The organism is Roseibium denhamense (assembly GCF_009711415.1).
Taxonomy (GTDB): Bacteria; Pseudomonadota; Alphaproteobacteria; order Rhizobiales; family Stappiaceae; genus Roseibium; species Roseibium denhamense.
In genome coordinates this window covers 138,979-152,854 of record NZ_SMLZ01000116.1, presented here as the reverse complement: position 1 = coordinate 152,854, position 13,876 = coordinate 138,979, and the positions used below count along the sequence as shown (strand labels likewise).

Below are 13,876 nucleotides of genomic sequence, written 5' to 3'. Positions count from 1 at the left end.
CTAGGAGACCCCAGTGTCACGACTATTTGCAGTTTTCACTCTGCTGGCCAGCCTGTTTGTTCTGCCGGCCACAGGCCTTGCTCAGGATCTGGATCCTGAAAACACGCTGTATCTGGACCTCAAGGACGGTCGGGTGGTTATTCAGCTGCGTCCGGATCTGGCCCCAAACCACGTTGCTCGGATCAAGGAGCTGACACGCGAAGGGTTTTATGACGGCATCGTCTTCCACCGCGTCATCGACGGCTTTATGGCGCAGACCGGCGACCCCACTGGAACAGGAATGGGCGGGTCAAACAAACCGGACATCAATGGCGAATTCAGTCAGGCGCCGTTCAAGCGCGGCACCCTTGGAATGGCGCGTTCCTCCAGCCCGAACAGCGCGAATTCTCAGTTCTTTATCATGTTTGACGACGGTGACTGGCTAAACGGCCAATACACCGTGTTCGGCGAAGTCGTGGATGGCATGTCTTTTGTCGACAACATCACAAAGGGCGAGCCGCCTGCGAACCCCGACAAGATCGTCAAAATGCAAGTTGCAGCGGACGCCGGCTAAAGCACCGCACAGACTCACAAAACATCCCAAAGGAGACCATAATGGCTGACATCAAAGACGCCGAAAACACATTGCTCATGGAAACCAGCCAGGGCTCGATTGTCATTGAAATGAAACCGGATCTTGCCCCGACCCACGTGGCCCGGATCAAGGAACTGGTGCGCGAAGGCTTCTATGACGGCATCAAGTTTCATCGTGTGATCGACGGTTTCATGGCGCAAACCGGCTGCCCGCAAGGCACTGGCACCGGCGGCTCCGGTCAAAAACTGAAAGCCGAATTCAGCCAGGAAAAGCACGTGCGCGGCACTTGCTCCATGGCGCGCGCCATGGACCCGAACTCCGGCGACAGCCAGTTCTTCATCTGCTTCACGGATGCACCATGGCTCGATGGCCAATACACCGTTTGGGGCCAGGTCATTGACGGCATGGACAATGTCGACAAGATCAAACGTGGTGAGCCGGTCGTTGATCCCGACAACATTGTCTCCTTGAAAGTCGCAGCTGACGCTTAAGTTCAGACACCACAAGCTTATGGCACAGCGCGGGTGGCAACATCCGCGCTGTGTTTGTTTCCGCTTCCGGTTGACCTAATGCCAATCGGGCAGTATCAGCCCCAGCGAACACCCCCGAAAACCGGACCAATCAGCCTTCACCATGCGTGTCGATCAATTTGACTTTGAACTTCCCAATGAACGGATTGCCTTGCGGCCCGCACGTCCCCGCGACGCGGCCAGAATGCTCGTTGTGCGGCCTGGGCAAACACCTGAACTAAGCGACAAGGGCGTACGCGATCTTCCCGCTCTTTTGGAGCCCGGTGATGCACTTGTCTTCAACGATACGAAAGTCATTCCGGCACAGCTTGAGGGCAAACGGATCCGTGGGGATATTGAAGCCGGGATCAGCGTTACCCTGCACCTGAGGTCTGCAGCTGACCGGTGGAAGGCTTTTGTGCGGCCGGCCAAGAAACTCCAGATCGACGACCTTGTTGTTTTTGAAGGCAATGGTGCTCGGTTGACGGCGACGGTGAGGGAAAAGGCCGACGGCGGCGAGGTTCTGCTGGTCTTTGATTGTTCGGGACCGGATCTGGATGTTGCCATTGCACAGGTGGGTCACATTCCCTTGCCGCCATACATTGCGCAAAAACGCGGCGAAGATGAACAGGACCGCCAGGATTATCAGACCATCTTTGCCGAAAAAGATGGCGCCGTCGCAGCCCCGACAGCCGGATTGCATTTCACGCCAGAGCTGCTGGAGGCCATCAAGGCGCGCGGCATCGAGATGCACAGGGTGACCCTCCATGTCGGGGCAGGCACCTTCCTGCCGGTTAAGGCCGACGATACAAATGATCACAAGATGCATGCCGAATGGGGGGAGGTCTCCGGGGAAACCGCTGCCGCTCTTCAAGCCGTCAAGGCGCGGGGCAACAAGGTGGTCAGCATCGGCACAACATCCTTGCGCATTCTGGAGAGCGCGGCGCAGGAAACCGGGACAATTGCACCTTTCGCCGACGAGACATCGATCTTCATCACGCCCGGCTACAAGTTCAAAGCAATTGACGCGCTGATGACTAACTTCCATCTGCCACGGTCGACATTGTTTATGCTGGTCTCGGCGCTGTCTGGTCTTGAGACGATGCGGGCGGCCTATCAGCATGCCATCGACACCGAATACAGGTTCTACAGCTATGGCGATGCGTCGCTGCTGTTCCCAGACGCTAGCCAGGACGCACCTTCATGACCGGGACCAAGAAATTCGGCTTCAAACTGATCACCACCGATGGCATGGCCCGCCGTGGTGAAATCACGACACCGCATGGTGTGGTCCGCACGCCGGCTTTCATGCCGGTTGGAACACAGGCAACGGTAAAAGCCATGTTCACCGACCATGTTCGGGACACCGGCGCGGATGTCGTTCTGGGAAACACCTACCACCTGATGCTCCGCCCCACTGCCGAACGTGTCGACCGGCTGGGCGGCCTGCACAAGTTTATGAACTGGCCGCACACGATCCTGACCGACAGTGGCGGGTTCCAGGTGATGTCTTTGGCACAGCTCCGAAAGCTGGATGAGGACGGTGTCCGGTTCCAGAGTCATATCGATGGCAGCAAGCACCACCTGACCCCGGAGCGCTCCGTCGAAATTCAAGGCCTGCTTGGTTCGGACATTCAGATGCAGCTTGATGAGTGCATCAAGCTGCCAAGCCCGCCCGAAGAAGTGCAGCGCGCCATGGAATTGTCGCTGAGGTGGGCGGAGCGGTCCCGTGCTCAATTTGAGAAAATGGGCGGCCCGGGCAAAGGGCAGGGGCTCTACGGCATTGTTCAAGGCGGAGATGTGCCAGACCTGCGCATCCGCTCCGCTGAAGCGCTCGCCAAACTGCCCATGGAAGGCTACTCCGTCGGCGGCCTCGCTGTTGGTGAGCCGCAGGAGGTCATGTTGAAGATGCTCGACATCACCACCCCCGTCATGCCGGTCGACAAGCCACGCTACCTGATGGGCGTTGGAACACCTGACGATCTTCTGGAGAGCGTGAAACGCGGGATCGATCAGTTTGACTGCGTCATGCCAACCCGTGCCGGACGGCATGGATTGGCATACACCCGGTTTGGCAAGGTCAACTTGAAGAACGCCCGGCACCAGGACGACCCACGCCCCTTGGACGAAGAGAGCACATGCCCGGCGACGAGCACCTACAGCCGTGCTTATCTGCACCACCTGTTTCGCGCAGGAGAAGCCCTCTCCGGAATGCTGCTGACCTGGAACAACATCGCCTATTACCAAACCCTGATGCAGGGCATGCGCGACGCGATTGAGGAAAGCCGGTTCGAGGATTTTTACGCCAAAACCAAGGAAGATTGGGCGCGCGGCGATATCGCCGCGCTGTAATCCAAACTGGAAAGCCGCCGGGCGTTAGGCTGCAAAACCCTCAGACTTGGTAAGATAGCAGCCCGAAATGCGCCAGGTGCCGTCCTCTTGCTGCTCGAAGCTATAAAGGGCAAGCCAGTTCTGCCCTTTCGGACCTGTCACATAGACTTCTTGCGTCGGGCCGAAGCTGGTCATTTTGGATTGCCCGAAAGTCACGTCTTTCGGGCGGTAGACGGGCTGATAGCCATTCCGGACCATTTCCATGAAAAACTCAGGCGTTTGAAACCTCTGCTGCAGCCCGCTTGTAGCAAAGGAAAATGCGGTCCGCGCATCATCGGCGGCAAACGCGTTCATCTGGTTCTTGATAATTGATTGGAAAACGGAACTGTCAAAGTCAGCCTCGGCTGCGGCGGGACTGAGTGTGATCAAGCCAAATAGAAGGCCCGCACCGAGTGGTTTGAGAAGAGATTTCAGCATGACCATTATCTCCGTTTCCAATGACAACGGTTAGTATACGCTGAAATTTCTTTTCCAGATCCTTTACACCCCCAATGAAACGCGACGTCAGCTAGAAGAGTTGTCTCCGTCACTATCTTCGGAGTGTTTTGGTATCACTGCCCGCCAGGCAGCTGCCCCTTCAACCCTCTCCAGTTTTCAGAAAAACTACAAACGCCACAAATGGATGGCGTCAGGCTTCAAGTCCCGGTCCAGACAGGCGGGAATATCGGCAACAAGGCCGGACCGGCCGGAAAAAATTCTGTTGATGAGCGGCCATGCATCCCCGTCTTCGAAGAAATCCCGATGCGGAACGGCAAGCACAAGGGCGTCCGCATCTCTCAAGTCTTCCTCTCCGCAAAGCTGCAGCCCATATTCTGTTCTTACATCTTTGGGAGCGGCCAACGGATCGTGAACCACCACACCGGCACCGAACTTGCGCAGTTCGTGGACGAGATCGATGACCTTCGAGTTCCTCGTATCTGGAACATTTGCTTTGTAGGTCACCCCGAGAATACCGATCTTCGGCGGCATCGCGGTCCCCAGTTTCACGCATTCCTGGATCACTTTGCCGGCCACAAAGCCCGGCATCATTTCATTGGTTCCTCTGCCCGCAAGGATTACCTGCGGCGTCAGACCGATCTCGTGGGCCTTGTGCGTGAGGTAATAGGGGTCCACACCGATGCAATGACCGCCGACAAGGCCTGGCTGGAAGGGAAGAAAGTTCCACTTGGTCCCGGCTCCGGCAAGAACATCCCGCGTGTCGATATCCATCTGATGGAACAGCACGGAAAGCTCGTTCATCAAGGCGATGTTGAGGTCGCGCTGCGTGTTTTCGATAACCTTGGCAGCCTCCGCGACCTTAATTGAGGGCGCAATATGAATACCGGCCTGAACAACCGATCCGTAGACTTGCGCCAACACGGACAGGGCGTCCTCCGATGAGGCCGATACGATCTTAACGATGTCGGCAAATCCGCGCTCGGTATCGCCCGGATTGATCCGTTCCGGCGAGTAGCCAACGTGGAAAGCCTCGCCAAGTTTGCCGCCGGATGTTTCCTCCAGGATCGGAATGGCTATGTCTTCCGTTGCACCGGGAAAGACTGTCGATTCAAAAACAACGATGGCTCCTTTTTTGAGGTTTTGCCCGGCAATCCGGGCTGCCCCTTCGAAAGGCTCCAAGTTTGGCCGTTTCGCATCGTCAACGGGTGTTGGAACCGCGACAATGACAATATCGCAGCATTTCAAGACACCAGCGTCGCTTGAAAAGGATAATTGTCTGAGATTCAGATCCCCGGCACCAACGGATCCAGTGGAATCAACGCCTCTTGTCAGCTCATCAATCCGCCGCGCGCTGATGTCAAAACCATGGACCTGATATCCTTTTGCGGCAAAGGCCACGGCCACTGGTAGGCCGACATATCCAAGTCCAATGACGCCTATGGAAACGTTCGGTAAATCGTCTGTGCTCATGTCAAACCGGAAAAAAGACCGCACTGGCGGGCGCCAGCACGGTCACTCCTAAAGGGTCTCGGCCTAGAGGATCAAGCCCGAAGTTTAGTTCCTGGAGCATCGGGCGTTTTGTCAGCAACACCCGAATATGCTTCATCAATCCCTAGTCGGTCCGCTTAGGGCGGTATGTCGGGTCCGCCTTATCGGCCGCTGGTCTAGGCTATTCGGCTGCTAGCGGCTGCTGAAGCATCTCTTCCATGAACGGCACCAGTTCGCTGGCCAGCTTTGGATCATCAAGTCCGAAGGCGATATTGGCGCTCAAAAAACCGGCCTTGCTTCCACAATCATAGCTCCGCCCTTCAAACTTCAAGGACGAGAACGCCTGATCCTGCATCAAGGACAACATGCTGTCCGTCAGCTGGATCTCGCCGCCGGCCCCTTTCCCCTGGTTTTCCAGAAGCTGGAAGATTTCCGGCTGAAGAATGTAGCGGCCGGTAATCATGAGATTGGATGGCGCCGTGCCGGGGGCAGGCTTTTCGACCATGTTCGAAATCCGGCTGGCGGATTCGTTAATCGTGTCCGCAAGCTCCACAATCCCGTATTGGTGTGTCTGGTCTTCAGGCACTTCTTCCACGGCGATGATATTTCCACCGGTCCGGTCATAGAGATCGACCATCTGCTTCAGGCAGCTGACTTGCGATTTGATGATCACGTCCGGCAACAGGATCGCAAAGGGTTCGTCGCCGATAATATCGCGTGCGCACCAGATTGCATGGCCAAGTCCGAGCGGGGCCTGCTGCCGCGTAAAGCTGGTGGAGCCTGGCTTTGGCCTGTGCGCTTCAAGGAGCTCCAGCGCGGCCGTCTTGTTGCGCGACTTCAGCGTATCCTCCAGCTCGTAGGCCATATCGAAATGATCTTCGATAACATGTTTGTTCCGGCCGGTGACGAAGGCGATATGCTCAATGCCGGCGGCACGAGCCTCGTCGACAACATATTGAATGATCGGACGGTCAACGATCGTCAGCATTTCCTTCGGAACGGCTTTGGTCGCGGGAAGAAAACGCGTCCCAAGCCCTGCGACTGGCAAAACGGCCTTCCGGATGGGTTTGCTCATTTGATGTCGTCTTTCTTTTTTCCGTCGGATCAAATCGCCCAGAAGATAGCGATACCGAACCCTTGATACAATATCGGCCCTTTCAGGGCCCATAGCCGCGCCGTAACGGTTTAAGCTGGATTGGGCAAGGCGTTAGCCGCGATTTTCCGCAATTCACACCGCCCTCCGGAAGCAAAGTCTATCACCACCAAATTTCGGATAGCAGAGAACATCTATCGGATTAAATCGATTAGATTCTGGTGCCGCTCATCCGCCGCAACTGGTTGCGGCTCGCCAAAAAGAAGGATATGGAACACGCGAAGATGGCAAGGAGTGAACGGGCGCAAAGCTCTGTCACCAGTTTTCAAAGGCACACAATGACAAGCGCAAATCGCTCGGTATCGGTCGGCAATGTGACGTTCGACAATAATGCGGCCTTCAGCCTGATCGCAGGACCATGTCAGATGGAAAGCCGTGACCATGCCTTGGAGTGCGCGGCAGCAATCAAGGAAATCACCGGGAAACTTGGCATAGCAACGGTTTTCAAGGCATCCTTTGACAAGGCCAACCGGACATCCATCTCGGCGACCCGCGGCGTTGGCCTCAAAGAAGCTTTGCCGGTCTTCGCGGAAATCCGTGAAAAATATGGCATGCCGACGCTGACCGACATCCATTCGGCTGATCAATGTGGCCCGGTTGCCGAAGCAGTTGATGTGTTGCAAATCCCTGCGTTCCTGTGCCGGCAGACCGACTTGCTGGTTGCGGCCGCGAATACCGGTGCCGTGATCAACGTCAAAAAGGGGCAATTTCTGGCCCCATGGGACATGAAAAATGTCCTTGGAAAAATCGTTGAATCAGGAAATCCCAACGTCCTTCTCACGGAGCGTGGTGCGAGTTTTGGTTACAACACACTGGTGAGCGATATGCGCTCTCTTCCAATCATGGCTGAAACCGGAGCCCCGGTGGTGTTCGATGCTACGCACTCGGTGCAGCAGCCGGGCGGGCTTGGAACATCGTCCGGCGGTGACCGGCGCATGGTCTCAGTCCTTGCCAAGGCCGCCGTTGCGGTTGGTATTGGTGGCCTGTTCATGGAAACGCATCCAGACCCGGACAACACCACGTCCTCTGACGGGCCGAATATGATCCCGCTAAAAGACCTTGGGGGTTTGCTCCGGCACCTGCAAAGCCTCGATCAGATTACAAAATCCGCCGGAGCATCCGGCGCCTAAACTGACCTTTGCCGCGGCTAGACCGCGGCTTTCTTATGCTCTACGTGTGCGCATAACTGGCCGGATACCGACCTGGCAATCGCAGAGAGTGTCTTCCCACAAGGTACATGCGACAAGGGAGTTCGTTTCATGACCGCAATTATCGACATCGTCGGACGTCAAATTTTCGACAGCCGGGGAAACCCGACTGTTGAGGTCGACGTATTTCTTGAAGACGGTTCCTTTGGCCGCGCAGCTGTCCCGTCCGGGGCTTCAACCGGCGCTCATGAGGCTGTCGAGCTGCGCGATGGCGGCAGCAAGTATCTCGGAAAAGGTGTTCAAAAAGCTGTCGACGCCGTCAACGGCGAAATCTTCGAGACCATCGGAGGCCTTGAGGCAGAAGACCAGCTTCAGATCGACAGTGCCATGATCGAACTGGACGGCACGCCGAACAAGGCACGCCTTGGCGCCAACGCCATCCTCGGCGTGTCCTTGGCCGTTTCCCGGGCAGCAGCTCAGGCATCCGGTCTTCCGCTCTACCGCTATGTCGGAGGCACGTCCGCGCGCACACTGCCTGTTCCGATGATGAACATTATCAACGGCGGTGAGCATGCCGACAATCCGATCGATTTCCAGGAATTCATGATCATGCCGGTCGGGGCTGAAAGCCTCAGCGAAGCCGTGCGCATGGGTTCAGAAGTCTTCCATACCTTGAAGAAAGCTCTGTCCGCTGCCGGTTACAACACCAATGTCGGCGATGAAGGCGGCTTTGCTCCGAACCTGGCATCCACGGATGACGCCATCGGGTTCGTCATGAAGGCAATTGAAAGCGCGGGTTACAAGCCGGGTGAGGACATGTTCCTTGCACTCGATGCAGCGTCGACCGAGTTCTTCAAGGACGGGAAATACGTTCTGGAAGGCGAGGGTAAGACACTAAGCCCTGAGGAAATGGCGAAGTATCTGGAAGATCTGGTCAACCGTTACCCGATCATCTCCATCGAGGACGGTCTTGCCGAAGACGACTGGGACGGCTGGAAGGCCACCACGGAACTGGTTGGAAACAAATGCCAGTTGGTCGGCGATGATCTGTTCGTGACCAACTCGGAGCGCTTGCGCAAAGGCATCGGCCTTGGCGTCGCCAACTCGATCCTCATCAAGGTGAATCAGATCGGAACGTTGTCCGAAACCCTGGATGCTGTCGAGACCGCCCACAAGGCTTCTTATACAGCCGTTATGTCTCACCGCTCCGGTGAAACCGAAGACTCAACCATTGCCGATCTTGCAGTGGCCACCAACTGCGGGCAGATCAAGACGGGGTCGCTGGCCCGCTCTGACAGGCTTGCAAAATACAATCAGCTGATCCGTATCGAAGAAGAGCTTGGACCTCAGGCAATCTATGCAGGCCGGTCCGTTTTGAAGGGCTGACCTTTCCAAACGGCAGACCAAGAAAACCCCGCAACCTCCAAGGTTTGCGGGGTTATTTTGTTGAAAACAGGATCGTCTTTAAAGGTTTGTCTCGGGAAACTGCGCTGCTGCGATCAACGGATCCCCGGAGTAAATTGCGGGATGGCACAGGTCCGTGACCTCCAGCAGCCGGAAACAGGCAACGGATGCATCCGCCGCATTTCCGAACGGTCCGATCAATAGGGAAACGGTCCCCGGCTTTTCTGAGCTCTCAAATAGCAACGGTCGAAGATCGCGCATGCGTTCTTCGTTCTGATCCTTGATGGTGGCCCAAGCTTGGGCCGCAGCTGCAGTCGAGGAATAGTACCCGACAAGCGCCCCGAAATCGCTTCGCTTAAGAAGGCTTTCGCCGCCACTGCTACGGAACCGGCCAGACGCGCCTGACGGAGATACAATCAGCTCATCTGGCGCAAGCCCGCCCGAAGGCGCGTTGACTGGCGCCGGTTCAAACCGCGCCTCGGGATTGATCGATGCCGTGGTTTCTGGCGGTTCAGACGTTTGCGGCAACTCGACAACGCGCACCGGATCGGTGAAGTAGGTCGGGAGGTCTACGGAAGGAGCAGGTTGGGTTTCCAACGTCCTGTTGAGATTGATGGTCCGCGGCACTCTCCGTCCATCAGCCGAATTTATTTCGGCGAGCGGCTCCTGCCGCGCCCCGCTAGCAGGGGCGGGAGCAACTTGATCCAGGCCACTCTCAGAGACCAAAAGCTCCACAGGGCCCGGCTTGGCAACCGGCACCATTGGCCGGGCACCATTGTTTGCAGCCAATAGTGCGCGCTCTGAAGGATTGGCTGCTGAAATATCATCAGCGGATCCAACTGCATCTGCCGCAGAAGTCGGTGCCTCAATGACACTTGTCTTCTTTTCCAATGCCGCAATGCGGCGTGAATAGGCGATGTTTTGCTCCGACAAAGCACTCAACCGCCGGCGGAGCCCGATGATTTCCTTTTGCAGCACTTCGATATGCGCAAGGCTGACCGGATCGGCAGTCTGGCCGGCCCCGCCAGGTACGCGCATGACCTCGATGGGCAAACGTCCGGCAACTGGCGTGGATGCCGTCGTCTCAATATCCCCAGGGGGCGGCAGCGTTATACTCGCGACTTCTGTGGACGGTATGCGCGCATGTCCGGAAGCAAATTTGAAGGACGCAAGTCCTATTGTTGCCATCAAAACCGCAGCGAACGCCCACGATAAAACCCCAACACGCATGGGCGTGAAGGTTTCCTGGACAGTTTCCCGCACTGTTTTTCTCGCTTGCGGCTGCACCACCGAATCCTGCGGTCTGGAACGAATCTCAACGAAGATAGGTCATTTGTCGTTAATTATGGTTAATGAAATGGAAACGTGGGCAAGGCTGCGAAGAGTTCTTCCAAACTTCTGTGGATCGGGGCATATAGAGCGCCGACTAACGCCCACTGGATTGGCCGCAAAAGGTACCAACACTTCATGACAACGCGTACTTGCCATTCGATTGTTCTTGCTGCCGGACTTGGCACCCGTATGAAATCCGATCTACCAAAGGTCATGCATGAAATTGCAGGTTTACCGCTGGTTGGCCACGTTCTAAAGGCGCTTGCACAAGCGGGATCCGAACGCATATCCGTTGTTGTCGGACCGCAGATGCCGGACCTTGAAGCGCTTGTTCGGGAGATCACCCCATCGGTCAACTGTTATGTCCAGACGGACCGGCTCGGAACCGCGCATGCAGCTCTGGCCGCCAAGTCGAGCCTGGAGCAGCCTGCAGACGACGTCCTTGTGCTGTTCGGAGATACACCGCTGGTGACACCGGAAACGATCTCACGGGTAAGGGACGCACTGGCAAATGGGGCTGATGTTGTCGTGCTGGGCTTTGAAACTTCCAATCCTCACGGGTATGGACGCTTGATCCTGTCAGACAACGGACTGCAGGCGATCCGGGAGGAAAAGGATGCTTCGGAAACCGAGCGGAACATTACGGCTTGCAACTCCGGAATAATGGGCTTTTCCGGCGAAAAGGCACTCTCTCTGCTTGAGGCCATCGGCAACAGCAACGCAAAGGGTGAGTATTACCTGACCGATGCTGTTGAGATTGCAAACGCGCATGGCTTGAATGTCACAGCTGTGATGGGCACTGAAGCAGAAACCCAAGGCATCAACACTCGCACGCAATTGGCCACTTGCGAAGCAGTTTTCCAGCAACGCAGACGGGAGAACATTCTTGATATTGGCGTGACGCTTCTTGCACCGGAAACGGTGTTTTTTGCGCACGACACCGAAATCGAGCCTGATGTGGTGGTGGAGCAGAATGTCGTATTCGGGCCGGGAGTAACCGTGAAAAGCGGCGCTCGAATTCGCGCATTCTCCCATCTTGAGGGAGCTGTGGTCGGGGCGGGCAGCGTTGTTGGCCCCTATGCGCGTTTACGGCCTGGAACGGTGCTCGGCGCTGACACTCGGGTTGGCAACTTCGTGGAAGTCAAGAACACCACAATGGGCCACGGCGCAAAAGCGAACCACCTGAGTTACATCGGAGACGCAAGTGTCGGTTCCAAGAGCAATATCGGCGCAGGAACAATTACCTGTAACTATGATGGCTTCTTGAAACATCGTACCGATATCGGCGAGAGCTGTTTTGTCGGATCCAACTCAACGCTGGTTGCCCCCGTCCGCTTGGACGCCGGTGCTTTTGTTGCGGCCGGAAGTACAATCACGGACACGGTGCCGGAGGATGCAATGGCATTCGGACGCAGCCGCCAGAGTGTGAAAGAGGGCCGGGCAAAAGAGCTGCGCGCGCGCCTCAAAGCCGCCAAAGACAAAAAATCATAAATTCAATCAATTGGTTCAGACGCCTGTCACGATCTGAAACAGGGTTTGATTTCATCTATCTCCCAAGCCTCGTCTAAGCAGGACGGCAAATTAGTATGGGATTTAAGGGATAACAGTATGTGTGGGATTGTCGGTATTTTGGGCGGTGAGCCTGCGGCAGGGCGTTTGGTCGATTCATTGAAACGCCTAGAGTACCGCGGATATGATTCCGCTGGCGTCGCAACACTGATCGAAGGTCAAATCGTCCGGCGCCGCGCTGCGGGGAAGCTCCGCAATCTGGAAACAGCGCTGGAGCAGGCACCGCTCGAGGGGGTAACCGGAATTGGCCACACAAGATGGGCAACGCACGGAGCCCCAACCGTTAACAATGCCCATCCGCACCAGGCCGGGAAGGTCGCACTCGTTCACAACGGCATCATCGAGAACTATCTCGAGCTCCGCGAAGAAATCTCTGCATCGGGCGCGATTCTGGACACTGAGACGGATACAGAAGTCGTCGCCCATCTGATCAACACAGGTTTGGCGGACGGTCTGTCCCCGCAAGATGCCGTTGCGAACGTCTTGCCGCGCCTGAAAGGGGCCTTCGCCCTCGCCATGATGTTTGCTGGCCAAAACGATCTGCTGATCGGTGCCCGCAAAGGTTCGCCACTGGCGGTGGGTCATGGGACAGGCGAAATGTATCTAGGGTCTGATGCAATTGCCCTGTCGCCCTTCACCGACCGGATCACCTACCTGGAAGAAGGCGATTGGGTTGTCATGACCCGGACGAGCCATCAGGTCTTCGACAAAGACAACAAACCAGTCTCAAGACCTGAAGCGAAGTCCACCGTGAACGCCGCGCTGATGGACAAGGGCAATTACAAGCACTTCATGGCCAAGGAAATTCATGAGCAGCCCGAAGTGCTCGGACATACGCTGTCGCAATATGTCGACTACACGCAAAACAAGGCCAATGTGGCGGGCTCTGAACAACTCCGGTTCAAGGATCTCTCCCGCCTGGTTATTACGGCTTGCGGCACGGCCTATCTTGCGGGTCTCGTTGGAAAATACTGGTTCGAAAAGTATGCGCGCCTTCCGGTCGACATCGATATTGCCAGCGAATTCCGGTACCGGGAGACACCGCTCAGTTCTGCCGACAGCGCCCTGTTCATTTCCCAGTCAGGTGAGACGGCGGACACACTAGCTTCCCTTAGGTACTGCAAGTCCCAGGGGGCTTCGATCGGGGCGATTGTAAACGTGCCTGAAAGCACAATTGCCAGGGAATCCGATGTCATTTTCCCGACCATTGCCGGGCCCGAGGTCGGGGTCGCATCGACAAAGGCTTTCACTTGTCAGTTGGCCGTTCTTGCGGCACTGGCGCTGCAAGCAGGCCGGGAGCGCGGCACCTTGACCTTTGAGGAGGAGGCAAAGCTCGTTTCAGAGCTAACAGAACTGCCGACATTGACCCTGAAGGCCCTCAGCAACGAGGTCGAAATCCAGAAACTGTCGCAGCAACTGTCAAAAGCAACGAATGCACTTTACCTTGGCCGCAACACCAGTTTTCCAATTGCCTTGGAAGGTGCGCTGAAGCTGAAGGAACTTTCCTATATCCATGCGGAAGGCTATGCGGCAGGTGAGCTCAAGCACGGCCCAATTGCGCTTATTGATGAGAACATTCCGGTCGTCGTGATCGCACCATTTGACGCGATTTACGAAAAGACCGTTTCCAACATGCAGGAAGTCGCCGCGCGCGGCGGCCGTATCATCCTGATCACAGATGAACGTGGGGCGGCCCAATGCGGAACTTCGCCGGAAACCGTCGTTGTGCTTCCGGAGATGTCGGACATTGTCGCGCCGATTGTCTATGCCCTTCCGGTCCAAATGATCGCGTATCACACGGCGGTCTTCATGGGCACAGATGTGGATCAGCCGCGCAATCTGGCAAAATCCGTCACTGTCGAGTGAGGTC

Annotated in this window: 12 protein-coding genes; 8 read left to right on the top strand and 4 right to left on the bottom strand. The window is 56.3% G+C overall.

Annotation, left to right across the window (positions count from 1 at the left end; genetic code table 11):
* Positions 1-13: 13 nt before the first annotated feature.
* From E1180_RS20655 to tgt, 4 genes are all read left to right on the top strand, one after another.
* Positions 14-553, top strand: coding sequence for a peptidylprolyl isomerase (locus E1180_RS20655; RefSeq protein ID WP_425280942.1), 540 nt, complete (start codon positions 14-16; stop codon positions 551-553).
* 41 nt (positions 554-594) lie between these two features.
* On the top strand, positions 595-1,065 hold the full coding sequence (locus tag E1180_RS20650; protein ID WP_155194390.1) for a peptidylprolyl isomerase: 471 nt from the start codon (positions 595-597) through the stop codon (positions 1,063-1,065).
* A 142-nt stretch (positions 1,066-1,207) separates the two neighbouring features.
* A complete protein-coding gene (queA, locus tag E1180_RS20645; RefSeq protein WP_155194387.1) occupies positions 1,208-2,290 on the top strand; it encodes a tRNA preQ1(34) S-adenosylmethionine ribosyltransferase-isomerase QueA in 1,083 nt (360 codons plus the stop codon).
* A complete protein-coding gene (gene tgt / locus E1180_RS20640; protein WP_155194385.1) occupies positions 2,287-3,435 on the top strand; it encodes a tRNA guanosine(34) transglycosylase Tgt in 1,149 nt (382 codons plus the stop codon). Before queA ends, tgt begins: the two co-directional genes overlap by 4 nt.
* A 24-nt stretch (positions 3,436-3,459) precedes the next feature.
* On the opposite strand, the gene E1180_RS20635 is transcribed toward tgt, so the two are convergent.
* The 3 genes from E1180_RS20635 to galU form a co-directional block, all read right to left on the bottom strand.
* Complete coding sequence (locus E1180_RS20635; protein ID WP_155194383.1) at positions 3,460-3,891, bottom strand: DUF4864 domain-containing protein; 432 nt, start codon at positions 3,889-3,891, stop codon at positions 3,460-3,462.
* 186 nt (positions 3,892-4,077) lie between these two features.
* Positions 4,078-5,382 carry a nucleotide sugar dehydrogenase gene (locus E1180_RS20630; protein ID WP_155194381.1) on the bottom strand — a complete coding sequence of 435 codons (1,305 nt, stop codon included), beginning with the start codon at positions 5,380-5,382 and terminating at the stop codon, positions 4,078-4,080.
* Between the two features lie 199 nt (positions 5,383-5,581).
* Complete coding sequence (galU, locus tag E1180_RS20625) at positions 5,582-6,475, bottom strand: UTP--glucose-1-phosphate uridylyltransferase GalU (protein ID WP_155194379.1); 894 nt, start codon at positions 6,473-6,475, stop codon at positions 5,582-5,584.
* 356 nt (positions 6,476-6,831) lie between these two features.
* Between galU and kdsA the strand changes: the two genes are divergently transcribed.
* Positions 6,832-7,683: a 3-deoxy-8-phosphooctulonate synthase gene (gene kdsA, locus E1180_RS20620; protein ID WP_155194377.1), complete on the top strand. Its 852-nt coding sequence runs from the start codon at positions 6,832-6,834 to the stop codon at positions 7,681-7,683.
* Positions 7,684-7,812: 129 nt separating this feature from the next.
* Entirely contained in the window at positions 7,813-9,087 is a 1,275-nt protein-coding gene (eno, locus tag E1180_RS20615) for a phosphopyruvate hydratase (protein WP_155194375.1), read from the top strand.
* A gap of 78 nt (positions 9,088-9,165) precedes the next feature.
* Here eno and E1180_RS20610 read toward each other — a convergent pair whose 3' ends face one another.
* The gene (locus E1180_RS20610) at positions 9,166-10,368 is read right to left on the bottom strand and encodes a hypothetical protein (protein WP_155194373.1); all 1,203 of its coding nucleotides are present in this window, start codon (positions 10,366-10,368) and stop codon (positions 9,166-9,168) included.
* A 204-nt stretch (positions 10,369-10,572) separates the two neighbouring features.
* Between E1180_RS20610 and glmU the strand changes: the two genes are divergently transcribed.
* Positions 10,573-11,928 carry a bifunctional UDP-N-acetylglucosamine diphosphorylase/glucosamine-1-phosphate N-acetyltransferase GlmU gene (glmU, locus tag E1180_RS20605; protein WP_155194371.1) on the top strand — a complete coding sequence of 452 codons (1,356 nt, stop codon included), beginning with the start codon at positions 10,573-10,575 and terminating at the stop codon, positions 11,926-11,928.
* A gap of 117 nt (positions 11,929-12,045) precedes the next feature.
* A complete protein-coding gene (gene glmS / locus E1180_RS20600) occupies positions 12,046-13,872 on the top strand; it encodes a glutamine--fructose-6-phosphate transaminase (isomerizing) (protein ID WP_155194369.1) in 1,827 nt (608 codons plus the stop codon).
* Positions 13,873-13,876: the final 4 nt, after the last annotated feature.